Annotated in this window: 21 protein-coding genes and 2 pseudogenes; 6 read left to right on the plus strand and 17 right to left on the minus strand. The window is 62.9% G+C overall.

Annotated features, from left to right (window positions below; translation table 11 throughout):
* Window positions 1-273: 273 nt before the first annotated feature.
* Window positions 274-2,076: an NAD(P)-binding domain-containing protein gene (locus ACFSQT_RS21740; protein ID WP_379021973.1), complete on the plus strand. Its 1,803-nt coding sequence runs from the start codon at window positions 274-276 to the stop codon at window positions 2,074-2,076.
* A 142-nt stretch (window positions 2,077-2,218) separates the two neighbouring features.
* Here ACFSQT_RS21740 and tmpB read toward each other — a convergent pair whose 3' ends face one another.
* Window positions 2,219-2,803, minus strand: a complete 585-nt coding sequence (gene tmpB / locus ACFSQT_RS21745; RefSeq protein WP_379021975.1) for a (R)-1-hydroxy-2-trimethylaminoethylphosphonate oxygenase — start codon at window positions 2,801-2,803, stop codon at window positions 2,219-2,221.
* Window positions 2,800-3,951, minus strand: coding sequence for a 2-trimethylaminoethylphosphonate dioxygenase (gene tmpA / locus ACFSQT_RS21750; RefSeq protein ID WP_379021977.1), 1,152 nt, complete (start codon window positions 3,949-3,951; stop codon window positions 2,800-2,802). The genes tmpB and tmpA overlap by 4 nt, the downstream gene beginning before the upstream one ends.
* Window positions 3,952-4,071: 120 nt before the next feature.
* Between tmpA and ACFSQT_RS21755 the strand changes: the two genes are divergently transcribed.
* The gene (locus tag ACFSQT_RS21755) at window positions 4,072-4,956 is read left to right on the plus strand and encodes a LysR family transcriptional regulator (RefSeq protein WP_379021979.1); all 885 of its coding nucleotides are present in this window, start codon (window positions 4,072-4,074) and stop codon (window positions 4,954-4,956) included.
* A 3-nt stretch (window positions 4,957-4,959) separates the two neighbouring features.
* Here the strand turns inward: ACFSQT_RS21755 and ACFSQT_RS21760 are convergent, their stop codons facing one another.
* The 3 genes from ACFSQT_RS21760 to ACFSQT_RS21770 are packed head-to-tail and all read right to left on the minus strand — an operon-like array spanning window position 4,960 to window position 6,416.
* Window positions 4,960-5,487 carry a GNAT family N-acetyltransferase gene (locus tag ACFSQT_RS21760; protein WP_379021981.1) on the minus strand — a complete coding sequence of 176 codons (528 nt, stop codon included), beginning with the start codon at window positions 5,485-5,487 and terminating at the stop codon, window positions 4,960-4,962.
* Between the two features lie 52 nt (window positions 5,488-5,539).
* A complete protein-coding gene (locus ACFSQT_RS21765) occupies window positions 5,540-5,848 on the minus strand; it encodes a hypothetical protein (protein WP_379021983.1) in 309 nt (102 codons plus the stop codon).
* Between the two features lie 4 nt (window positions 5,849-5,852).
* Window positions 5,853-6,416, minus strand: a complete 564-nt coding sequence (locus ACFSQT_RS21770; RefSeq protein WP_379021985.1) for a helix-turn-helix domain-containing protein — start codon at window positions 6,414-6,416, stop codon at window positions 5,853-5,855.
* A 155-nt stretch (window positions 6,417-6,571) separates the two neighbouring features.
* On the opposite strand from ACFSQT_RS21770, the gene ACFSQT_RS21775 reads away from it, so the two are divergent.
* Entirely contained in the window at window positions 6,572-8,404 is a 1,833-nt protein-coding gene (locus ACFSQT_RS21775) for an ATP-binding protein (protein ID WP_379021987.1), read from the plus strand.
* Between the two features lie 224 nt (window positions 8,405-8,628).
* Here the strand turns inward: ACFSQT_RS21775 and ACFSQT_RS21780 are convergent, their stop codons facing one another.
* Both ACFSQT_RS21780 and miaA read right to left on the minus strand, forming a co-directional pair.
* Window positions 8,629-9,420 carry a GGDEF domain-containing protein gene (locus ACFSQT_RS21780; protein WP_379021989.1) on the minus strand — a complete coding sequence of 264 codons (792 nt, stop codon included), beginning with the start codon at window positions 9,418-9,420 and terminating at the stop codon, window positions 8,629-8,631.
* A gap of 129 nt (window positions 9,421-9,549) precedes the next feature.
* Window positions 9,550-10,494 carry a tRNA (adenosine(37)-N6)-dimethylallyltransferase MiaA gene (miaA, locus tag ACFSQT_RS21785; RefSeq protein WP_379021991.1) on the minus strand — a complete coding sequence of 315 codons (945 nt, stop codon included), beginning with the start codon at window positions 10,492-10,494 and terminating at the stop codon, window positions 9,550-9,552.
* On the opposite strand from miaA, the gene serB reads away from it, so the two are divergent.
* Both serB and ACFSQT_RS21795 read left to right on the plus strand, forming a co-directional pair.
* Window positions 10,484-11,371 carry a phosphoserine phosphatase SerB gene (gene serB / locus ACFSQT_RS21790; RefSeq protein ID WP_379021993.1) on the plus strand — a complete coding sequence of 296 codons (888 nt, stop codon included), beginning with the start codon at window positions 10,484-10,486 and terminating at the stop codon, window positions 11,369-11,371. The genes miaA and serB overlap by 11 nt on opposite strands.
* Complete coding sequence (locus ACFSQT_RS21795; RefSeq protein ID WP_379021995.1) at window positions 11,368-11,940, plus strand: GNAT family N-acetyltransferase; 573 nt, start codon at window positions 11,368-11,370, stop codon at window positions 11,938-11,940. The genes serB and ACFSQT_RS21795 overlap by 4 nt, the downstream gene beginning before the upstream one ends.
* 30 nt (window positions 11,941-11,970) lie before the next feature.
* On the opposite strand, the gene ACFSQT_RS21800 is transcribed toward ACFSQT_RS21795, so the two are convergent.
* The 6 genes and pseudogenes from ACFSQT_RS21800 to ACFSQT_RS21825 all read right to left on the minus strand — a co-directional run bounded on the left by ACFSQT_RS21800 (window position 11,971) and on the right by ACFSQT_RS21825 (window position 17,683).
* Entirely contained in the window at window positions 11,971-13,488 is a 1,518-nt protein-coding gene (locus ACFSQT_RS21800) for a DegQ family serine endoprotease (protein WP_379021997.1), read from the minus strand.
* Between the two features lie 231 nt (window positions 13,489-13,719).
* Window positions 13,720-13,908 (minus strand): DUF2065 domain-containing protein, encoded by a 189-nt coding sequence (locus tag ACFSQT_RS21805; RefSeq protein ID WP_379021999.1) that lies wholly within the window; start codon window positions 13,906-13,908, stop codon window positions 13,720-13,722.
* A gap of 6 nt (window positions 13,909-13,914) precedes the next feature.
* Window positions 13,915-14,883 (minus strand): protease modulator HflC, encoded by a 969-nt coding sequence (gene hflC, locus ACFSQT_RS21810; RefSeq protein ID WP_379022001.1) that lies wholly within the window; start codon window positions 14,881-14,883, stop codon window positions 13,915-13,917.
* A pseudogene (gene hflK / locus ACFSQT_RS21815) lies at window positions 14,883-15,996 on the minus strand (FtsH protease activity modulator HflK). Before hflK ends, hflC begins: the two are co-directional and overlap by 1 nt.
* Window positions 15,997-16,147: 151 nt before the next feature.
* Window positions 16,148-16,667, minus strand: a pseudogene (locus ACFSQT_RS21820) (dihydrofolate reductase).
* On the minus strand, window positions 16,667-17,683 hold the full coding sequence (locus ACFSQT_RS21825) for a DUF4424 domain-containing protein (protein ID WP_379022003.1): 1,017 nt from the start codon (window positions 17,681-17,683) through the stop codon (window positions 16,667-16,669). The pseudogene ACFSQT_RS21820 and the gene ACFSQT_RS21825 overlap by 1 nt, the downstream one beginning before the upstream one ends.
* Before the next feature lie 131 nt (window positions 17,684-17,814).
* Between ACFSQT_RS21825 and cobF the strand changes: the two genes are divergently transcribed.
* Window positions 17,815-18,594: a precorrin-6A synthase (deacetylating) gene (gene cobF, locus ACFSQT_RS21830; RefSeq protein WP_379022005.1), complete on the plus strand. Its 780-nt coding sequence runs from the start codon at window positions 17,815-17,817 to the stop codon at window positions 18,592-18,594.
* 58 nt (window positions 18,595-18,652) lie between these two features.
* Here cobF and ACFSQT_RS21835 read toward each other — a convergent pair whose 3' ends face one another.
* The 4 genes from ACFSQT_RS21835 to modB all read right to left on the minus strand — a co-directional run bounded on the left by ACFSQT_RS21835 (window position 18,653) and on the right by modB (window position 21,829).
* Window positions 18,653-19,402, minus strand: a complete 750-nt coding sequence (locus tag ACFSQT_RS21835; protein ID WP_379022007.1) for a class I SAM-dependent methyltransferase — start codon at window positions 19,400-19,402, stop codon at window positions 18,653-18,655.
* Window positions 19,403-19,592: 190 nt separating this feature from the next.
* Entirely contained in the window at window positions 19,593-19,934 is a 342-nt protein-coding gene (locus ACFSQT_RS21840; RefSeq protein WP_027034879.1) for a winged helix-turn-helix domain-containing protein, read from the minus strand.
* Window positions 19,935-20,015: 81 nt separating this feature from the next.
* A complete protein-coding gene (gene modC, locus ACFSQT_RS21845) occupies window positions 20,016-21,128 on the minus strand; it encodes a molybdenum ABC transporter ATP-binding protein (protein ID WP_379022009.1) in 1,113 nt (370 codons plus the stop codon).
* On the minus strand, window positions 21,125-21,829 hold the full coding sequence (modB, locus tag ACFSQT_RS21850) for a molybdate ABC transporter permease subunit (protein WP_379022011.1): 705 nt from the start codon (window positions 21,827-21,829) through the stop codon (window positions 21,125-21,127). The genes modC and modB overlap by 4 nt, the downstream gene beginning before the upstream one ends.
* Between the last annotated feature and the right edge of the window lie 5 nt (window positions 21,830-21,834).

The following is a 21,834-nucleotide window of genomic DNA, read 5'->3' on the forward strand; positions in this document are numbered from 1 at the left end:
ACCGCCCTGTTGCCCGCTTTCGCTTCCCGGCTTCTTACCGATCGGTTGTCATTAGCCTCCGTGACCGCATTGCGGCACATGATCATCACGTTTGCGCGACCGGCGCAGCATTGCCGCTAGCCCGGTGACCCCAATTTCCAGACAAGCCATTGAAACCACTGAAAACTATGGTGGGGCGTGACGAAGGCCGTCATCTCTGCCGATACTTCATCGTTCGGCCGGCACGTCCGGCGGAGCCACCATGACGATCTGGATTCCACGGGAGGAAAGCTGATGCTCGACAAGGCCCCAAACAAGAAACTGTCCGACCTGCTCGACCAATTCGGCGCCGCCCTGGCCGCCAATGACATCGAGAAAGCGGTCGATTGCTTTCAGGAGGACTGCTACTGGCGCGACCTCGTCACCTTCACCTGGAACATCAAGACCATGGAAGGCCGCGACCAGGTCCGCGACATGCTGAAAAGCCAGTTGTCGAAGACCAGGCCATCCCACTTTGCCATCGCCAAGGGCGAGGATGCGACCGAGAGTGATGGGCTGATCGACGGCTGGATCAGCTTCGAGACCGAGGTGGCGCGCGGCTTCGGCCACATCAGGCTGAAGGACGGCAAGATCTGGACGCTGCTGACCACCATGGCCGAGTTGAAAGGCCACGAGGAGCCGGCGGGTTTCGCACGGCCGATGGGCGCCAAGCATGGCTCGGGCAAGAACCGGCCGACTTGGAAGGAAGAACGCGAGAAGGAAGCCACTGAGCTCGGCTTCAAGACGCAGCCCTACACGGTGATCATCGGCGGCGGCCAGGGCGGCATCGCGCTCGGTGCGCGGCTGCGGCAGCTCGGCGTTCCCACAATCATCATCGAGAAGAACGAGCGGCCCGGTGACAGCTGGCGCAAGCGCTACAAGTCGCTCTGCCTGCATGATCCGGTCTGGTACGACCATTTGCCCTATATCGATTTCCCGAAGAACTGGCCGGTCTTCTCGCCAAAGGACAAGATCGGCGACTGGCTGGAAATGTACACCAAGGTGATGGAGCTGAACTACTGGTCCTCGACCGAGGCCAAGAGCGCCTCCTATGACGACAAGACAAAGGAATGGATCGTCGTCGTCCACCGCGACGGCAAGGACATCACACTGAAGCCGAAGCAACTGGTGCTGGCCACGGGACAATCGGGCAAGGCCAATGTGCCGAAATTCAAAGGCATGGAAAACTTCAAGGGCGATCAGCATCACTCATCGAAGCATGTCGGCCCCGATGCCTATGCCGGCAAAAAAGCTGTTGTCGTCGGTTCGAACAATTCCGCCCACGACATAGCAGCGGCACTTTGGGAAGCCGGCGTCGATGTCACCATGGTGCAACGCTCGACCACCCATATCGTCAAGTCCGACACGTTGATGGAGATCGGGCTGGGGTCCCTCTACTCGGAACAGGCGGTTCAGAGCGGCATGACCACGGCCAAGGCGGATCTCGTCTTTGCCTCCCTGCCCTACAAGATCCTGCACGAATTTCAGATCCCGGCTTACGCCGAGATGAAGAAGCGCGATGCAAAATTCTACGCGGGTCTGGAGAAGGCCGGCTTCATGCTCGACTGGGGCGATGACGAGTCAGGCCTGTTCATGAAGTATCTGCGGCGTGGTTCGGGCTACTACATCGACGTCGGCGCTTCCGACCTGATCATCGATGGCTCGATCAAGCTGAAAAGCGGTGTCGACGTGGCTGAGGTCAAGGAGCATTCGGTGCTGCTCAGCGACGGATCGGAATTGCCCGCCGATGTCATCGTCTACGCCACCGGCTATGGTTCGATGAATGGCTGGGCGGCAGACCTGATCTCCAGGGACGTCGCCGACAAAGTCGGAAAATGCTGGGGCCTTGGCTCGAACACCACCAAGGATCCCGGTCCATGGGAGGGCGAATTGCGCAACATGTGGAAGCCGACGCAACAGGAAGCGCTGTGGTTCCATGGTGGCAATCTGCACCAGTCGCGCCACTATTCGCAGTTCCTGTCGCTGCAGTTGAAGGCCAGGCACGCAGGCCTGCCGACGCCGGTCTACGGGCTGCAGCAGGTCCATCACAAGGGATAGTCCGCGGCACGTCCGCTCCTTGTGCAGCCCGCGCGGCGTTTCCGCCGCGCGGGGTCCTCCGTTTCAGGCCATGAGCCGCGTGCGCCGCAGGCAGCGGAGAGCTGGCCGGGCTCCGCTTGTCTCCTCGCAGCGATGGTTGCGGTCAGGCCCGATCGCGAAAGTCGCGAACGACCCGCTGCAGCAGCGGCACATATTCGCGAAACGTTCGCGTCTTCATGTTGGCGATCTTGCCGCTCTCGTCCCAGATGCGGACCCGCACCGCTTCCTCATGGAAGGGATTCTTGCGGAACTCGGCCACCTCATCGGCACTCATCGGCCCGCCCTGCAGCGACAGCGTATGCACCGAAGCCTGCGAAAGTCTGCCGAAATAGGTCGGGTCGGTGGCGCAGAGATAGCGCTTGGCCGAGACATGCAGCCTGACGCATTCGACGATGACAGGCGGAAAGAACGGCGCCAGCACCTCGCCACCGGCTTCGTCGTGGTGCTTGTCCTCGACATCCTCTGGCGAATAGGTGCCGAACTCGCTGGTGTAATGGCCGATGTCGTGCAGCAGGGCCGCCGCCACCAGTTCGTCCGGCGCGCCGTCCTGTTCCGCGAACCATGCGCCCTGCAGCATGTGCTCCGACATGGTGACGGGTTCGCCGAGATAGGATTCCGCGCCCCGGCGTTCGAAGATGTCGGCGATGAACTCGACGATGTTATCGGCGTTCAAATCCTGGCCGTTCATTCCGCCGCCTCCTTGAACCCGTGTTCGATCGCGGCGAGCGTCGACAGCAGGCCGTCCTTGTCGGCGTAGCAGCCCTGCAGCCAGCGCTTGCCGATGCCGGAAAACGCCTTGCGCGCATGCATGACGCGCGTGTTGTCGACGATGAACGCCTGGCCCGCCTCGAGCTTGAAGGTCACTTCGAAGGACGGATCCTCGATCAGCTCGGCAAACCGGCGGTAGGCCGAGTAGTACGGCTCCATGTCGGCGAATGACACATCGATCGTCGGCGCCAGCGAGCGGTTGTTGAAGCGGATGCAGATGAGCTCGCCATCGGGCCCGAGCTCGATCATCGGGCGCTTCGCCTGCAGCCGCACGCCCGACGAGCCGGCATATTCGAAACGTGCCGGGCAAGAACTCAACAGCCTGAAGCCTTCGGGGCTCTCGGCCTGCAGCGCTGCCGCGACGGCAAAACCGTCGACGACGCTGGACTCGCCACCCTCCACCGTATTCTCGATGCAGGACAGGATCTGCAGCGTCGGCACCGGATCGCGATAGGGATTGTCGGTGTGCGCCTGGAGGCCGAGATTGGTGTAGGCGAGATTGCTGGGATTGACCTCGGCGCGCACTTCAAACCAGCGTCCGTAGTTGGTTTCCCTGATATAGCCGAACAGATCGGACACTTTGCAAAGCGCCCCGGATTCGGCCTGCAGATCGTCCATCACCGCGAAGCCATAGGCTTTCACCGCCGACAGCCATTGCCGCAGGACGTTGCGGTCGCGGCTGGCGGCAGAGTAGGCGGCGCGCGGCACCGAATTCTGCATCGTCGCCCTGGTCCAGCGCACCGTGTCCTCGCCTGTCCAGCCAGATTGGCGGGCCGTGTCGCGATCATAGGCATTGGCGCTCAGCCACATCGAGGGAAAGCTCACCGTCTTGCCTTCCGGCACGAAGCTGATCTCAAGGGCATCGCCCTTGATCGACGCAGCGCCTATCTTCGTGTCGGCGGGAATGTCTAGGATGGTGATCAGCCGCTGGCCATTGCCGGCGCTGCGTGTCTTTTCGTCCAGCGCATTGTCGCGCAGCCACATGGCGTGAAAGCGGGTGCGCGTCCCGTCCTTCCAGCCAAGTTCGATTGTTTTGCCTTCGTCGCCGATCAGCGCGTGGATGAGCATGGAAATCCGTTCCTGTCCGCTACGCCCCACGGCCAGGTCCGCAGGGTTTCGATTGCATGTTGACCAGCCGGTAGGCATAATTCAAATTATCATTTTTTGGCCAATGACCATAAATCGATAATGGCTCGAACAATCCCGCCCTTGCCGCCACTCGACTGGCTGCGCAGTTTCGAAGCCGCGGCGCGGCTGTCGAATTTCACCGCCGCGGCAGCCGAGCTCGGCCTGACTCAGGCCGCCGTCAGCCAGCACATCCGGCTTCTCGAGGAACGGCTGAAGACCCGTCTGTTCTCCAGGCTGGCGCGCGGCGTCGCGCTGTCGCCGGAAGGCGCCGCCTACCTGCCTCACATCCAGTCGGCCTTCGCCACCATCGGCAACAGCACCGCGGAACTGTTCGAGCCGCGTGCCGTCCAGACCGTGACCATTCGAGCGCCGATCTCCTTTGCCTTGCTGATGCTCGTTCCGGCGCTGCCCGATCTGGCAAAGGCGCTGCCGCGCATCCAGCTCGACCTGGTGACGATCCATCGCCCAACCGACTACGACCTGCCCGGCTCGGTGCTCGATATCCGTTTCGGCAACGGATCCTTTCCCGGCCGCGAAGCCGACAGGCTGACCACCGAGCGGCTCGTGCCCGCGGCCGCCCCCGGCTTGGCGAGCGGCGCCGACTGGACCGCCCTGCCGCTGCTTCTGGTCGCTGGCGCGCGCGAGATGTGGGCGGAGTGGTTCGCGGCCTCGGGGTTGGCCGGCCATCCCCGGCGGTCGCATCGCTTCGACAGTTTCGTTGCCGCCATGGAAGCGGCGAGCGCCGGCGCCGGTGTGCTGCTGGGCTCGCGGCCATTGATCGATGCGGCGCTCGACAGCAAGACCCTGGTCAGGCTTTCCGGCTTCGAACTCTCCAGCACTTCGGGCCATTATCTGACCAAGGCGTCAACGGCGCGCCTGACCGGCGCCGAGCAGGAATTCCGCCAGTGGTTGCTGTCGCGCCTGTCCGGGTCCGCGCCGGCGTGACTGTTACGAGATTGGCCCGATGCGCTTCCAGTAGATGAGTGTCCCGGTCAGTCCGCCATGCGGCTTCAAGGCATAGTCCGGTATCTCGCCCGCCAATGTAAAACCAAGCTTCTCGTAGAGGCCGGAAGCGCCTTCCTCGGTGGCGGTATCCAGAACCAGCAGCGTGCGACCCTGCTCCACGGCGAGGCTCTCGGCCGCCCGCATCAGGCGCGTTCCCACGCTCCTGCCTCGGTAATCGACGCGTGTCATCAGCTTGGCGATCTCGGCCCGGTGCGGCTGGTTGGGCGGGCAGTCGAGCAGCAAGGTCACGGTGCCGACCAGGACCTCGCCGTCCCAGGCGCCAAGGACCGCCCTGTCCCCACTTGCCGCTGCGGCCAGCGATTTCTCCCAGAACGCCGTGGCTGCTTCCGGCGCCAGCGGATGCATGAAGCTGACAGATCCGCCGGCCGCCACCGTTGCGACCAGCAGTCCAGCCAGCATGTCCCGCGTCTCGGCAGCCGGCCTCAGGGTTCGGATTTCGATCGAGTTCATGCGCAGGATGTCCTGTGATTGCGATGGAATGGCTGATGCGGACACATCGTCGTCAGTCCAGATGGCGCGCGCGGCGGCGCTTTCGTGCCGCCTTGATGGCGCCGATGCGTTCGGTGTCCTCTTCCCTAAGATGCCGCCCGCGCTCCAGTATCTCGAGCGTATATTCCTCATACGTCAGGCCCAGCCGTTCCGCCTTGTTCATGCGCAGCAGCATGACCTCGCGGCTTGGCGCCTTCCACGCCTTGGCGTGAGCGGTCTGCCAGGCAAGGAAGATGTAGGGATCGCCCTTGCCCCATGGCGGCCCCTTGTACTCATCGAGAGGCGGCCCTCCATTGTGGGAGCGCTTTGGTCGTCTGGCCATGAGTTCAGCCCCTGACCAGCGCAACGAGATAGTCGGCGCCCGGCTCCAGGGCGTGGAAGGTGCAGTCCGACGGCGCGCCGAGCGCCAGGCAATCGCCAGGTTCGAGCCTGTGCACCACAGCGCCCTCGGTGAAGTCGAGCCGCCCGGAAATCAGCCATATCTGCTGCTTGATGAAGGCATAGGAAGCAGCGGGAAAACTGACCCTGGCGCCCGCCGGCAACTGGACCCTGATCAGTTCCAGCGGCATGTCGGAGGCGGGTGACAGATGCCGCCTGATGTAGCCGGTATCGGGATCGCGCCACACCGGTTGATCGGCCTCGCGCAGCAGCCCGCCGCCTTGCAATTCGGCGCGCGCGATGAGCGTCGACAGTGTCATGCCGAAGGCCGCCGCGATGCGCACCAGCAGGGCCGCCGTCGGGCTGGTCTTGCCGCGCTCGATGGTGCTGAGCATCGCCTTCGACACACCAGACCGCTCCGCAAGCTCGGCCAGCGACCAGTCGCGCATGATCCTTTCGGCGTGGACCCTCCTGCCGATGGTCGAGGAAATATCGTTCGCTATATCATCCATACGTCCATTATAGCGAAATACGGACAATGGAAAAGAGTCGTCTTGGGACAATTTTCACGGGTCCCTTAATCGTCTCTACACCATCCGACCTCACCCCGCCTTAACCCCATTCCTGTAGGATCGGTGCTCCAAGGGAAATGGGGATTGGCCTGTCCATGTATGTCGAACGCGAAACCTCCGTTGGAGAACCGACATCACAGGAGCGCCGCAACGCGGAACAGAACGACAGGCGCATTCTGGGCAATGTCGTGCAATGCGACGGCGCGCGCGCCACCATCAGCGCCTTTGCGGACGATGTCGACGGCGCGGTGACCGGCCTGTGGACGGTCGGCAAGATGATCTCCATCAATCTCGGATCCACGCGAACCGTCGGCCTGGTCTACGGGATCGGCAAGTCGGACCGCGCCTGGAGCAATGAAGGCCAAAACCCGATCGAGGTCAGCATCGAGTTGATCGGCGAGGTTCGCGATGGAGCCGAACCCGGCGCCAAGCCGGTCTTCGACCGCGGCATCACCACCTATCCGCATATCGGTGCCATCGCCCATCGTATTCGCACCCGTGACCTGCAGGCGGTCTACGATCTGGCCGGGCGTCATTCGATCACCATCGGGACGCTCTCGCAGGACGAGGCGATCGCCGCCAACATCGCCATCGACGATACGCTGGCGCGTCACTTCGCCATTGTCGGCACCACCGGCGTCGGCAAATCCACTGCAGTCTCGCTGCTGCTGCGCAAATCGATCGCGGCGCGGCCCGACCTGCGCATCCTGATCCTCGATCCGCACAACGAATTCGCCGCTTCGCTGCCAGAATATTGCGTCAGGGTCGATTCCAAGACGCTCGACCTTCCGTTCTGGATGTTCAGGCTGGAGGAATTCGCCGAGGTGCTGTTCCGCGGCCGCGAGACCGTGCCGGAAGAGATCGATGCCTTGCGCGACCTCATCCCCGCAGCCAAGAATCTTTACCGCAACCCGAATTCGGGCAGCTACATCAGGCGCGGCAGCGATGCGCTGACCGCCGATACGCCGGTGCCGTACCGCATCGCCGACCTTATCAAGCAGATCGACGAGCGCATGGGCATGCTCGAAAGCAAGACCGATCGCCCGACGCTGAAATCCCTGAAGACACGCGTTGAATCGGCGGCCGCGGATCCACGCTACCGCTTCATGTTCAACTCGCGCCTGATCGAGGACACCATCCACGAGACGATCGGCAATCTCTTCCGCGTGCCGCATCATGGCCGCCCGGTGACCTGCTTCGAGATGGCCGGCATGCCGTCCGAAGTGGTCAATTCCGTCTGTTCGGTGCTGGCGCGCCTGGCCTTCGACCTCGCTTTGTGGAGCGAGGGCAAGCTGCAGCTTCTGTTTTTGTGCGAGGAAGCGCATCGCTACATGCCGGCCGATCCGCGTCTGGGCTTCGCGCCGACCAGGCACGCGCTGTCGCGCATCGCCAAGGAAGGCCGCAAATATGGCTGCTATCTCGGCGTCGTCACCCAGCGCCCGGGCGAGCTCGACCCGACCATCCTGTCGCAGTGCTCGACCTTCTTCGCCATGCGGCTCGCCAACGAACAGGACCAGGCGATCATCCGCTCGGCGATTGCCGACTCCTCCGCCTCGACGCTGGCCTTCCTGTCGTCCATGGGCCAGCGCGAAGCCATTGCCTTTGGCGAAGGCGTGGCGACGACCATGCGGTTGAAGTTCGAAAAACTGTCCTCGGAATTGCTGCCTGGCACTGCCAAGCGCGAGGAGGCCGCATCATCGAAGTCAGGCGACGATATCGATCTGGTGGCAATCGTCGAGCGGCTGCGCAACGTGCCGAAGCCAACGCAGCAGGCGATGGCCTTCGCCGAAGTCGTCGATTCGGGCCGCCAGGCCGGCGATCCCGACTATCGCAAGCCGCCGACGACACGCGTGCAATCGGATGACGATTTCGACATGCGCTACGGCCTCAAGCCCGCGACCTTCGGCATGCGCCCGCAAAACGATTGAGCCGATAGCCTTTACGTCTCTCTGCTGACCGACTGGGAAGCCACCTCAAGTTTCCAGGCGCTCTGCATCGTTGGCATCCCCTGGGTAAATCCCGAAAGGGAAATCATCAGACCGAGTTGAATGGCGTGGCTTTCGAGAAGCCGGAGCGGACATTTAGTCCGTGAGCACCGGAAGTCGAGAAAGTCGCGTCAGGCGATCGGCCTCATGAATTCTTCTTCGGGATTTTAGGCGCAGACGCGGTTGCGGCCTTGCCTCTTCGCCTCATAGAGCTGGCGGTCGGCGCGGCGATAAAACTCCTCCGCCGTTTCCTTGCGGTCCCAGACGGCCAGACCGACGCTGGTGGTGATCTTAAGGCGGACATTGCCCGACAGCACCGACATGTTGGCGATCGCCTTGCGGATGCGCTCGGCGAACTTGCCGAGCAGTTCGGCATCCATGTTGGGTGTGACCACGGCAAACTCCTCGCCGCCCAATCGCGCCACCACGTCGTGATAGCGCGTCATGTCCTTGAGGCAGTTCGCGACGGCCTTGAGCACCTCGTCGCCGACATCATGGCCATGGGTGTCGTTGACCTGCTTGAAATGGTCGAGATCAAGGATCATCAGCCCGACCGGTTTTTCGATGCGTCGGAACTCCTCGAGATACTCCTTCAGCGCATCGTCGAAATAGCGCCGGTTCTGCATGCCGGTCAGGCCGTCGGTCAGGGCCGCATGCTCGAGCGTCTCCGAGCGGGCGCTGAGCGAAACCGTCATCGCGCGCAGCTTGCCTTCCTCCGTCGCCTGTTTGCGGATCAGCGGATAGATGAAGAAAATGCCGAAGAACAGCGCCGTGGCCAAAAGCACGCCGGTCGCGAACAGCAGCTTGTTGAGATAGATGACCTTGTCCATACCCGAAGCCGTGTGCAGCTCGGTGGCGAAGGATTGCAGAAGCCCATAAGCATGCAGCGTCACCAGGCCAGCGGCCAGGATCACGAAGATAAAGACGAAAAATGCTGATTCCGCCTTGTGGAAACGCATCTGCTCCCCATTGGAAAAGTGCCCACTGACCTTATGGCATGGGCGGGCTTACGGAGGGTTAATTCGGACAACCGCAACGGGAACCTTTCCTTGCAGATCAACTTTTCAGGTTGCAATGGAAGCAAGCGATCAGATCGTGGTTTCCAGATCATCACCGGCGCGCAATCTTTGCCATTCCGGCCCCAATTGATGCCGGAACCAGGTCGTCTGCCGCTTGGCATATTGCCTGGTTGCGATCTTGGCACGCTCGATCGCCTCGGGAAAGCCAATCTCCCCGGCCATCGCGGCCTGCAGTTCGCGAACGCCGATCGCCTTCATCGCCGGCAGGTCGGGATGGAGGCCAAGTGCCGATAGCCGCCTGACCTCGTCCAGCGCGCCCTTGTCCAGCATATGGTCGAAGCGTTTTTCGATGCGGTCGACCAACGCCGCCCGATCCGGCTCGATCACGAAGAAATGCGCGCTGTGCCTGTCGATGAGCGGCCGGCCGCGCTCCGCCTGCCATTCCCGGATCGAACGGCCCGACGCGTCGAGCACCTCCAGCGCCCGCACGATGCGCTGGCTGTCGGTCGGCTTCAGCATCATGGCGGCCGCCGAATCCTCGCGCAGGAGCAGGCTGTGCAGCTTGATGGCGCCTTGCTCCTTCAGCTCATAGCGCCAGCGGTCACGGACCCGCTGCGGAATGTCGGGCATTTCCGAAATGCCCTCGGCAAGCGCACGGAAATAGAGCCCGGTGCCACCGACAAAAATCACATGCCGTCCGGAGAGCGTACCGTCGTCGATCAGCTTCATCACGTCGCGCAGCCAGGCGCCGGTGGAATAGGCTGTGGCTGGGTGGACATGGCCATAGAGAAAATGCGGCGCGCGGGCGAGGTCGGCCGCCTCCGGCCGGGCGGTCAGCACGTCGAGCACCGAATAGCCCTGCATGGAATCGGTGTTGACGATGACGCCGCCCTTGCGCTCGGCCAGATCGAGCGTCAGCGCCGACTTGCCGCTGGCGGTCGGCCCGGCTATCAGGATCGCGTTCTTCACGCGGCCCTCGCCCGCCTGTCCGCCGGAATGTTCCATGCCGCTCATCGCTACCCTAGTTTCCCGTCCCGCCGACCGCGCTTTGTCGCTGTCGCTTGCGAATATGGCGTCACGGTCGGTTGGTGCAAGCGCTGTTGTCTGGCTTGCCGAGGGGATTGCCTGCGATCTTGCCTTGCCGCCGGAGGCTGATGCCGCCGATACGAGTGCCGCCTTGCGCACGGCACTCGCCACCGAACCGGTCGACGTGATCGTCCAGCAGGCGCAAACCCGGCGCAAGAAGATCCTCCTCGCCGACATGGATTCGACCATGATCGACCAGGAATGCATCGACGAGCTGGCCGACGAGATCGGCGTCAAGGATCGGGTTGCCGCCATCACCGCGCGATCGATGAATGGCGAGATCGCTTTCGAACCGGCCTTGCGCGAGCGGGTGGCGTTGCTGAAGGGCCTCGACGCTGCGGTGGTCGACCGCATCGTCGCCAATCGGCTGACGCTGGCCTCGGGTGGCCGCGCGCTGGTTCAGACCATGCGCGCCAACGGCGCCTGGACGGCTCTCGTGTCCGGCGGCTTCGAGGTCTTCACCACGCGCATCGCGGCCATGCTTGGCTTCCAGGAGAACCGCGCCAATCGGTTGCTCGAACAGGACGGCCGCTTCACCGGGCTGGTCGACGAGCCGATCCTCGGCCGCGCCGCCAAGGCCGATGCGCTGGTCGAGATTGCCAAGCGCCTCGGCTTGACGCCGGCTGACGCCATCGCCGTCGGCGACGGTGCCAATGATCTCGACATGATCCGGCTGGCCGGCACCGGCGTCGCGCTTCATGCCAAGCCGACGGTGGCGGCACAGGCAAAGGTTCGCATCGACCATGGCGACCTGACAGCATTGCTCTATGTGCAGGGCTACAGGCAGGAAGAGTTTGTGCAATGAAACCAATGCGTACTGAGCGCCTGATCCTGCGCAACTGGGAGGATCGCGACCACGAACTGTTCCACCACATCAACTCCAACGAACAGGTCATGGAGTTCTTTCCGTTCCGCCGCGACCGCGCGCAGGCCGACGCCAAGATGGATGAGTTGCGCCGCGTGATCGACTGCGACGGCTATGGCTTTGCCGCCGCCGAGATCGCCGCTACCGGCCAATGCATCGGCTTTGTCGGCATCACGGGAACCGATCATATGCCGTTCCTGCCGGCCGGCACCATCGAGATCGGCTGGCGGCTGGCGCCAGAATTCTGGGGCAAGGGCTATGTCACCGAGGCTGCGCAAGCCTGGCTGGCCTACGGCTTCGAAGCACTCGGCCTTGGCGAGATCGTCTCCTTTGCCGTCGACGGCAATCGCCGCTCGACCGCCGTCATGGAACGTCTCGGCATGACCGCTGATCCATCCGCCGACTTCGACCATCCCGGTATTCCCGATAGCCACCCCGCGCTCAAGCGCCACGTCTTTTACAGGCTCTCCCGCGCCGACTGGGAACAAAGAAAAAGGGCGGCCCGCTAGAGATGCGAATTCTGCCGGATCTTCCGGACTTCAGTCCATCCGGATCGTCACGAACCTGAGCTCGCCGGTCTTCGACGCCAGCATCAGCAGCGCGTTCTTGCGCCCCTGTTCCTTCAAGGCGCCGATCCGGTCCATGACGTCCTTAGGCGTGGCAACCGATTCCTGCGCGATCTCGGTGATCACCTCACCAGGCTGGATGCCGCGTTCGGCGGCGGCCGAATCCTTGGTGACATCGGTGATAACGACGCCGGAAACGTCGGCCGCGATGCTGAACTTCTTCCGCGTCTCTTCGTTCAGTTCGCCGACAGTCATGCCGAGCACCGAAGCCGTCGAAACCGCCGGAGCCTTGTCGCCCTTGTCCTTGTCGGTGTTGCTGCCGTCCTCGCCGCTGGCGAGCTTTTCGCCATCCTCGAGCCGGCCGAGTGTCACTTTCACGGTCTGCTCGACGCCCTTGCGCACGATCAGCACATCGACCGCCTTGCCGACCGGGCTTTCGGCGACCACCCGCGGCAGGTCGCGCATTTCATGGATGTCCTTGCCGTCGAACTTGATGATGACGTCGCCGGCCTGGATGGTGCCGTTGTCGACAGGTCCGCCCTTGATGACGCCGGCGACCAGCGCGCCCTTGGCGGTCGCCATGCCGAGGCTCTCGGCGATGTCGTCGGTCACCGGCTGGATGCGCACGCCGAGCCAGCCGCGCCGCGTCTCGCCGAACTGGCGCAACTGTTCGACAACGCCGGAGGCGAGCTGCGAGGGGATGGAGAAGCCGATGCCGATCGAACCGCCGGACGGCGAAATGATCGCGGTGTTGATGCCGATGACCTCGCCGGAGCTGTTGAACAGCGGACCGCCGGAATTGCCCCGGTTGATCGCGGCATCGGTCTGGATGAAGTCGTCATAGGGACCGGAATTGATGTCACGGTTGCGGGCCGAGACGATGCCGACCGTCACCGTGCCGCCGAGGCCGAACGGATTGCCGATCGCCATCACCCAGTCGCCGACGCGCATCTTGGTGGAGTCGCCGAACTTCACGGCTGTCAGCTTGTGGCCTTTCGGATCGACCTTCAGCACGGCGACATCGGTCTTGGTGTCGGTGCCGACCAGCGTCGCCTTCAAGGTGATGCCGTCGGAGAAATTGACCTCGATGTCGTCGGCGTCGGCGATGACGTGGTTGTTGGTGACGACGATGCCTTGCTCCGCGTCGATGACGAAGCCGGAACCCAGCGACTGCACTTTCTGCCCGCCATTTTCCTTGTCGCCACCACGGTTCTTGAAGAAATCGTCGAAGAAATCCTGGAAGGGTGAACCCTCTGGCAATTGCGGCATCGGCACAGCGCCGGGACCTTCGGTACCCTTCACCGTCTGCGACGTCGAGATGTTGACTACCGCGCCGAGCAGGCCTTCCGCCAGGTCGGCGACCGAAGCGGGTCCGTCGGCGGCAAATGTCGGCATCACGAAGGATGGGACAGCAACCGCGCCGACAAGGAGTGCTGCCGCGCCGGCGATGAGCGTCCGCCGTGCCGCGCGTAAAAGGGTGTTGGATGTCATCGAGAAGCCTCCCGGTATTCTTGAAAAGAAAAGCGCTTCGACGAAAACGTCGCGTCGCGCCATGTTGGCAAAAAATACGGCACGTTTGCGGCTATGACTATCGGCAGAGGATAAATCATCCGTTATCCCTGGACCGAAGCTCGTATCCCTGGGATCGAAGCTCGTATCCCGGGGATCGAAGCTCGTATCCGGGATCGAAGCTCGTATCCCGAACACCGAAGCGCGCCGCCGTCATCCGCCTCGCACCAACCAGACAATGCCGACGCCGATGACAATTGCGGCCAGTCCGGCGATCCGCAACGCGTTCTCGGGCAGCGACAGCACCTCAGTGGCAAGCTTCCTGGCAAGGCCGGGAAAGCCGCCATAGACCAGACCTTCTATCACAAGGACGAGGCCCATGGCGGCGAGAAAATCCTGCACCGGCCGCTACTGGCCGGTGCTGGGCTGTACCGCCGGCGCGGCAGGTGCCGTCGCCGGAGCGTTTGGTGCGGGCGAAACCGGCTTCGCCGGCGCCTCCTTGCCGTCGGGATCGCGGAAGAAGCGGAAGAACTCCGAGTTCGGCGACAGCACCATTGTCGTGCCGGTGTTGTCCAGCGCCGTGCCGTAGGCATTCATCGACCGGTAGAAGTCGAAGAAGGCCGGGTCGCGCTGATAGGCTTCCGCGAAGGTGGCGCTGCGCTGGGCTTCGCCCTCGCCGCGCAGGATTTCCGACTCTTTCCGTGCTTCGGCGACGATCTCGACCACTTCGCGATCGGCACGGGCCGTGATGCGCTGTGCCGCTTCGTTGCCGCGCGCCCTCAGCCGCGCGGCCTCTGCCAGGCGTTCCGCCTTCATGCGGTCGTAGGTCTGCTGCGAGACCTCGGCTGTGAGATCGGTGCGGCGGATACGGACATCCTCGATCTGCAGGCCGAGCGACGTGGCGTCGGGCCTGAGTTGATCGCGGACTTCGCGCATCATCACGGCGCGCTGTTCGGAAAGTGCGGCCTCGAAATCGCGCAGACCGTAGACGCGGCGCAAGGCAGCGTCGAGACGCGTCCTCAGCCGCGCTTCGGCCAGTTCGATCTGACCGGACACGGCGGCTCGGAAGACGCGCGGATCGGAGATGCGATAGGCGATGAAGGCATCGACCTCGTAGAACTTGCCGCCCGACACCTGGACGCGGATGTTGTCGAGGTCGAAGCGCAGCACCCGGTTCTCGATCAGTTGCACCGTATCGGCATCGAAGAACGAGAACGGCGCCTTGAAGTAGATGCCGGGCTCGCTCTTGACGTCGACGATCTCGCCGAACCTCAGCACCAGCGCCTGCTGGCGCGCATTGACCACGAAGACCGACGAATAGAGCAGGAACAGGATGACGGCCGCGACGACGGCGAGGATGGGGAGACGATTTGCCATCACTGGTTACCTCCCGAAACGCCAGCAGGGGCGGCCGGTGCCGGGGCTTTCGGCTGCAATGCCGGCAGCGGCAGATAGGGGACGACCCCTTGCCCATTGCCCTGCTCGACGATCACCTTGTTCGAATCCTTCAGAACCTTCTCCATGGTTTCCAGATAGAGGCGCTTGCGTGTCACATCCGGCGCCTTGGCATATTCGTTGTAGACGGAGATGAAGCGCTGCGCCTCACCTTCGGCTTCCTGCACGACCCGGTTCTTGTAGGCGGCCGCGTCTTCGCGGACCTGTGCGGCCTCGCCGCGTGCCTGGCCGAGCTTCTGGTTGGAGTATTGGTTGGCCTGCTCGACGAACTTGTCCTCGTCCTGCTCGGCACGCTGCACCTCGTCGAACGCATCGGCCACCTCGCGTGGCGGTGCTGCATCCTCGATCGAGACGGCATTGACGTTGAGACCGGCCTTGTAGCCGTCCAGCGTCGTCTGGATGATTTCGCGCACGGAAGCGGCGATGCCCTGGCGATCATCGCGGAAGATGTCCTGTGCCGGCCGGCGGCCGACGGCTTCACGCATGGCGCTTTCGGCGACCTGTCGCAGCATACCGTCGGGATCGGAGACGTCGAACAGATAGGCGCGCGGATCGGAGACCTGGTAGGCCACCGAGAACTGGACATTGACGATGTTCTGGTCGCCCGAAAGCATCAGGCCGTTTGCCGCTGGTGTTGCCGCCGCCAATGTCGACGAGCTGTTCGGAAATCTTGGCCGTTTCGACGGTTTCGAGCGGCCACCAATGGAAATGCAGGCCGGGCTGCGACAGTTCGGCCTTCGGCTTGCCGAAGCGCAGTTCAACCGCGATCTCGTCGGGCTGCACGGTGTAAACCGCCTGGAACGCCCACAGCACCACGAGTGCCGCCGCGATCAGCGCGAAAATGGCCGGGCTTGCGCCACCGCCGCCCGGCAGTGCGCGCCGCAGCCTGTCCTGGCCGCGGCGGATGATGTCTTCGAGATCGGGAGGCGAGCCCTGCGGGCCGCCCGGTCCCTTTGGTCCCTGCCCCCAGGGTCCCTGATTGTTGCCGCCGCCGCCCCATGGGCCGCCGCCGCCGCTTTTATCGTTCCAGGGCATGAATGTCCTTTCGCATGGAATTCCCTCAAGCGCCGGTATTGTGGCGCGAAATCCAGTATTGTCCTTCTATAGGGACGCCACGAGGCGCTTTTCAACGCGATGCGCTGCCGACTTCGTCCGTTTTGGTCAGGTCGCGACCCTTTGTCGTCTTTCAATGCACGTCGCGGCGTCGCTCGTAAACCGAATAGCGCGTTGCGTGGCTGTCCTTTTCCCCCGCTGGAAACCTCCTGTGAGCTGACCACGCGCCAGGAATTCGCGTCGATCGGCGGGAAATGCGCATCGCCGTCGACCATTTCCAGCACGTGGGTGACGTGCAGCCGGTCTGCCAGCGGCAGTGCCTGGGCGTAGATTTCACCGCCGCCGATGACGCAGACTTCGTCCACACCGACCATGCAGCGCCCGCGCACCGTCGCCAGCTGGATCGCCGCTTTGAGCGAATGCGCAACCTCGACGCCCTCAGCACGCCAGGCCTTGTCGCGGGTGACGACGATGTTCAGTCTGCCCGGCAGCGGCCGGCCGATGCCTTCATAGGTCTTGCGGCCCATGATGATCGGCTTGCCCATCGTGTCGGCCTTGAAGCGCTTGAGATCGGTGGACAGCCGCCAGGGCAGCCCGCCATCCCGCCCGATCACGCCGTTCTCGGCAATGGCAACGTAGATCGCGACATGCATCAGTTGGCATCCCCGTCATTGCTGTCCGTCGGATCGAGAAGCAGGATATCGATGTCGTGCTCGGGATAGAAATCGTCCGCCGTCATCTCGAAGGTGGTCGGCCCGACCTTTTTGACATTGTCGCCGCAGAACGAGACCATGGCTTTCGGATTGACCTTGTCGACCGTCAGCTTGAACTTACCGATGGTGCCCGCCGCCCAGTTGCCGCCAGTGGTCAGGATATAGGCGATGCGGCTTTCGTTGTACTGGGGATACCCGTCTGGACCTTCCTTCGCCGCCTTGCGCACCGCGTTCTCGAACGTATCGTCCATGCAGTAGCGGGTCTTGTAGGTGGCGTATTGGCCCTGGAACTGGCCGTCATAGAAGAAACTGAGCGAAGACGTGCCGCCGACGCTCGGCTTGTAGCGGTGTGAGACGTGAACGTCCTTGTTGGCCGGAAAGGTCGAGCGCCACCAATAGGTCGAACGCAATTGCCAGAACGGCGCGTAGTTGGGTTTCACGCCGCCGCTGTCGTCGATCGTATCTCCGATGATGATGCCGCGGTTGACCCAGTCATCGGCCACCGCTTGCGGTAGTTTTGCCAGTGCGGCCTTGGCCGCGTCGCCGAACGGGTTGAACGGCACATTCTGCGCCTTCAGCTCGCCACCGATGTCGATGCCGAGCGCGAACACCTTCTGCTCGAGCTGCGGCTTGGCCGCGACACCGTCGATCGTCACCTCGAAGCCGAGAAAATTGTCGCTCTGATTTTCAGGGATCGCCGGCATTTCTTCGGGATCGCCCGAAATGTCGGGCATCGGGAAGGCGACGATCGCGTCGACATCCTTGTCGGTGTTGTTGTGGAAGACGTAGTCGACCGTCACCTTTTCCGGCGAGATCAAGAGATCCTCGCTTTGCATCGACACGGCATCGCTGCGCGACAGGATCAGGCCGCCAGTGCCGAGCTCGGCGACCGAATCATTGGCGATTGCGGGCGCAGCTGAAAACGCCAGCGCCGCAGTCAGAACATATCGCAACATGGAAGCCCCCTCGGCCAGAATGCCCACATGACCCTAGCCGTTTCAATATGGCGTTTCAAAGCCCTTCCGCATCCGCGGGCGCGCCCAAGCGGTCTGGACTAACAGGTTCCGATCGGGCAGGAGATCGTTCCATGCGCAAGCTTCTCGTCATCGGCATCGGCGCCGGCAATCCCGACCATATGACCGTACAGGCCATTAACGGCCTGAACCAGGCAGACGTGCTGTTCATCCCCGACAAGGGGGAGAAAAAGAACGACCTTGCCGACCTGCGCCGCCAGATCTGCGACCGATTCGTCACCAACCCGAAGTCGCGGCGCGTCGAATTCGACGTGCCCGTGCGCGCCGAGCCGGCGCCCTCCTACCGCTCGACCGTCGACGACTGGCACGAAGCCATCGCCGCCATCTACGAAGGCCTGATCCGCGACGAGATTGCGCAGGATGGTTGCGGCGCCTTCCTGATCTGGGGCGATCCTTCGCTCTACGACAGCGCATTGCGCATCCTCGAGCGCGTGCGTCTGAGAGGCAATGTCGCCTTCGAGCTCGAGGTGATACCCGGCATCACCGCTATCCAGGCGCTTGCCGCCAGCCACAAAATGGCGCTGAACCGCATCGGCGACCCGATCCTGATCACCACGGGACGCCGTTTGACGGAGCAAGGTATGCCGGACAATGCCGGCAGCACCGTCGTCATGCTCGACGGCAAATGCGCCTTCAACACGCTGGCCGACAAGGATGTCGTCATCCATTGGGGCGCCTATCTCGGCACGCCGGACGAGATCATTCTCTCGGGCCGGCTCGGTGATGTCGGGGCAGAGATTGAAAAAGTCCGCGACGAAGCCCGCCGGAAAAAGGGCTGGATCATGGATACCTATCTGCTGCGCAAGCCCGGCGAGCCAGGGGATGATCGGTGAATTTCAAAAAGCCGACAAGAGCACTGTCACTGTAAGCCCAGCCTTTGACTGCAGCTACCTACGCCAGCCGTCGCTTCAAAATGGCGCAGAATTCAAAAGTGTTGTGCGGTGTGGCATAGACTTTCTCTACTTCCAACCCAATGAGACCGAGATTGGAAAGTACCTCTATTCCTGAGCGGAAACTTTGAGGTGTAAATTGCCAAGCGTGAACATCGATGTAGGCCCCGCCGGAGTTGTCGTACTGGCTCATGGCCACGGAAACACTAGACAGATTATGACGAAATCTTGGTACCCCATGATCTCCGATCCAATGGCGAACCGGGTCATTATGCGTCGCTAGAGCTATGTGTTCGATGACGCTCTTTGCATTGTGAACTTTGTTGCCCCGAGCGCCGATGAAATCGGCAATTGAGCTCTCTGCAATGAAATGGTCGAAGCAGTAGCGCTTGTCCGGGATAATCAGGAGGTATCTGCCTGTCGCGGTGAGAATCCTCGCGACCTGGTTCAAGTGGTAAATCAGGTCTGGTTGATGCTCGACGCAGTGACTGCTCAGGCAAAAATCGAACTTTTCGTCCACTATGCTCAAGTCGCCGGTGCTGGAGACATAGTCGATATCCACAGGGATGGTGTAGACATAGCCGATCGCATCCGCCCTGTTGATCAGTCCCTGTTTGTCCATGACGTCGAAATATTTGACATTTGGACCGCGCAAAGTTGGATTCGTGAAAGGCCCCACCTCAAGGGTTGATTTGCCGCCAACAAGAGAAGCGAGGGCATTTCGGTTGAACTCTGGCGGAGCGGCGTCCATCTCAAATTCCTTGTTGGTCGCGTTAGCGAAATTATGAGACTACCAATCATGGTCGGGCGCGGGAATCAATCGCGACCTGGGGATTGCGGTGATGGTGTAGGCGGCACGCTCGCGGCATCTGGTTCGCGCGGTGACCTGTCCCAATTGCGATCCCACCGGCAGTGCGAAACCTCGCTCCGCCCACGCCCTCTCACCCCGCGTCGATTTCAGCCTGCAACGCCTCCATATGCGTCGCTGCCGCGGCAGAAGCCGCGCGCTCGATGGCGCGGAAACGGCTGACCACCGCCAGACCCACCGCCGTCAGTTGCGCGCCGCCGCCCTTGCGGCCACCGGTCTGCGCCGCGACCAGCGGCTTGCCGAACACCCGGTTCATGTCCTCGACCAGATCCCAGGCATGCTTGTAGGACATCTCCATCCCGCGCGCGGCGGCAGAGATCGAGCCGAAGGCGGCGATCTGCTCCAGCAACTCGATCTTGCCCGGGCCGACGCGCCCGTCGGGATCGAGATTTATCCGCAAGCTCAGCGACGGCATTTTTGTTGCTCCGCGGTCACACCCGATCCCATACTAGAAGCTCTTCAGCGATACCGCTATTCCAAAAAAACATAGCGATGATCATCCATCCGCTTCGAAGGGCAGGCCGGCGCCGGTATTCGCCCGGTCGAAGCTCACCGTCTTGACCACCGCGAAAACCTTGCCGCCGAGTTGAAGTTTCAAACCCTGCCGCGACTGTTCGGTGATGCGGGCAAGCACGGTTGCGCCGTTGCAGTCTATACCGACCTCGACCGCCGGCCCCTCACCGGGGCTTATCACAGTAATGGTGCCCGGCAGGATGTTGAGCGCGCTGAGGCCTGCCGGCTGTTCGGTGGCGATCATCACGTCGCGAGCGCGGATACGGATGCGCACCGGCGCCCCTGTCTTCACCGCCAGCCGCGGCACCCGGATCTCGCCGGCAGCCGAGCCGAGCACGGTCATGCCAAAAGTCTCGTCATGACGCAGCACCCTGGTGTCCAGCACGGCGCCGCCCTCGCCGCGCTCCTCCGCCGGCAGCAGGTCGAGCCTTTGCATGACCGCCTCGGTCGGTCCGCTGGCAATGACATGGCCTTGCGCCAGCGTCACCACGTCACTGGCCAGTCGCGCCACCTCGGCGACCGAATGGCTGACATAGACGATCGGGATCTTCGTCTCGTCGCGCAGCCGCTCGATATAGGGCAGGATCTCGGCCTTGCGCGCCTCGTCGAGCGAGGCCAGCGGTTCGTCCATGAGCAGCAATCTGGGGCTGGTCAGCAACGCCCGGCCGATCGCCACGCGTTGCTTCTCGCCGCCCGAGAGCTTTGCCGGCCGCCGGTCCAGCAGCGGGCCGATGCCGAGCAGTTCGACAACGGCTTCCATGTCCGCATAGCGCTCCGTTGCCGGCGTGAACCAGCGGCCATAGCGCAGATTGCCGGCCACGCTCATATGCGGAAACAGGCGCGCATCCTGGAACACCATGCCGATGCGGCGCTTGTGCTTCGGCACGAAAACGCCCGCGCTGGTGTCGACCAGCACCCGGCCGTCGACCTCGATACGCCCCTTGTCGGGGCGGATCAGCCCGGCGATCATGTTGATAAGCGTCGTCTTGCCGGAGCCCGAGGGTCCGTACAGCGCCGTCAGCCGCCCTGCGCTCTCGAAGCGGACGTCGAGGCTGAAATCGCCGAGGCGATGGCTGATGTCGACGAGAACCGTCATTCGATGTCCATCCGCCGGCCGACACGCCGCGCCAGCACCTCCGAAGTGACCAGTGCCGCCATCGAGATGACAATGGAGATCAGCGTCAGCCTGAGCGCACCGTCATCACCACCCGGCACCTGCGTGAAGGTGTAGATCGCCGATGGCAGCGTCTGCGTCTCGTTGGGGATGTTGGAGACGAAGGTGATGGTCGCGCCGAACTCACCCATCGCCTTGGCGAAGGACAGGATGGCGCCGGCGATCAGCCCGGGCAGGATCAGCGGCAGCGTGATGGTGGCAAACACCCAATAGGGATTTGCGCCGAGCGTTCCCGCCGCCGCTTCCGTCTTGCGGTCCACCGCCTCGATCGACAGCCGGATCGCGCGCACCATCAGGGGAAAGCCCATGACGCCGCAAGCCAATGCGGCACCCGTCCAGCGAAACGAGAAAACGATGCCGAAATGCTCGGCCAGGAAGGCGCCGGCCGGGCCGCGCTTGCCGAAGGTCAGCAGCAACAGATAGCCAGTCACCACTGGCGGCAGGATCAGCGGCAGATGCACCAGGCCGTTGAGCAGCGTCTTGCCCCAGAACTGGCCTCTGGCAAGCAGCAGCGCGATCAAGATGCCCGGCGGCAGACTGGCGAGCATCGCCACCGTCGCCACCTTGATCGACAGCCGGACCGCATTCCATTCGTCGGGAGTGAGGTCCAGCAGCCAGTTCATGCGTT

The sequence above is a fragment of the Mesorhizobium calcicola genome (assembly GCF_042682105.1).
Classification (GTDB): Bacteria; Pseudomonadota; Alphaproteobacteria; order Rhizobiales; family Rhizobiaceae; genus Mesorhizobium; species Mesorhizobium calcicola.

Excerpts from the sequence above, each read along its gene's own strand:
- miaA (WP_379021991.1), bottom strand. The coding sequence starts at position 10,494 with ATGAGCGGCATGGAACATTCCGGCGGACAGGCGGGCGAGGGCCGCGTG.
- ACFSQT_RS21825 (WP_379022003.1), bottom strand. The coding sequence starts at position 17,683 with ATGTTGCGATATGTTCTGACTGCGGCGCTGGCGTTTTCAGCTGCGCCC.
- ACFSQT_RS21755 (WP_379021979.1), top strand. The coding sequence starts at position 4,072 with ATGGCTCGAACAATCCCGCCCTTGCCGCCACTCGACTGGCTGCGCAGT.
- ACFSQT_RS21740 (WP_379021973.1), top strand. The coding sequence starts at position 274 with ATGCTCGACAAGGCCCCAAACAAGAAACTGTCCGACCTGCTCGACCAA.
- ACFSQT_RS21800 (WP_379021997.1), bottom strand. The coding sequence starts at position 13,488 with ATGACATCCAACACCCTTTTACGCGCGGCACGGCGGACGCTCATCGCC.
- ACFSQT_RS21760 (WP_379021981.1), bottom strand. The coding sequence starts at position 5,487 with ATGAACTCGATCGAAATCCGAACCCTGAGGCCGGCTGCCGAGACGCGG.
- ACFSQT_RS21765 (WP_379021983.1), bottom strand. The coding sequence starts at position 5,848 with ATGGCCAGACGACCAAAGCGCTCCCACAATGGAGGGCCGCCTCTCGAT.
- cobF (WP_379022005.1), top strand. The coding sequence starts at position 17,815 with ATGCGCAAGCTTCTCGTCATCGGCATCGGCGCCGGCAATCCCGACCAT.
- modB (WP_379022011.1), bottom strand. The coding sequence starts at position 21,829 with ATGAACTGGCTGCTGGACCTCACTCCCGACGAATGGAATGCGGTCCGG.
- ACFSQT_RS21795 (WP_379021995.1), top strand. The coding sequence starts at position 11,368 with ATGAAACCAATGCGTACTGAGCGCCTGATCCTGCGCAACTGGGAGGAT.
- tmpA (WP_379021977.1), bottom strand. The coding sequence starts at position 3,951 with ATGCTCATCCACGCGCTGATCGGCGACGAAGGCAAAACAATCGAACTT.
- ACFSQT_RS21770 (WP_379021985.1), bottom strand. The coding sequence starts at position 6,416 with ATGGATGATATAGCGAACGATATTTCCTCGACCATCGGCAGGAGGGTC.
- hflC (WP_379022001.1), bottom strand. The coding sequence starts at position 14,883 with ATGGCAAATCGTCTCCCCATCCTCGCCGTCGTCGCGGCCGTCATCCTG.
- ACFSQT_RS21775 (WP_379021987.1), top strand. The coding sequence starts at position 6,572 with ATGTATGTCGAACGCGAAACCTCCGTTGGAGAACCGACATCACAGGAG.
- ACFSQT_RS21835 (WP_379022007.1), bottom strand. The coding sequence starts at position 19,402 with ATGGACGCCGCTCCGCCAGAGTTCAACCGAAATGCCCTCGCTTCTCTT.
- ACFSQT_RS21780 (WP_379021989.1), bottom strand. The coding sequence starts at position 9,420 with ATGCGTTTCCACAAGGCGGAATCAGCATTTTTCGTCTTTATCTTCGTG.
- tmpB (WP_379021975.1), bottom strand. The coding sequence starts at position 2,803 with ATGAACGGCCAGGATTTGAACGCCGATAACATCGTCGAGTTCATCGCC.
- serB (WP_379021993.1), top strand. The coding sequence starts at position 10,484 with ATGCCGCTCATCGCTACCCTAGTTTCCCGTCCCGCCGACCGCGCTTTG.
- modC (WP_379022009.1), bottom strand. The coding sequence starts at position 21,128 with ATGACGGTTCTCGTCGACATCAGCCATCGCCTCGGCGATTTCAGCCTC.
- ACFSQT_RS21840 (WP_027034879.1), bottom strand. The coding sequence starts at position 19,934 with ATGCCGTCGCTGAGCTTGCGGATAAATCTCGATCCCGACGGGCGCGTC.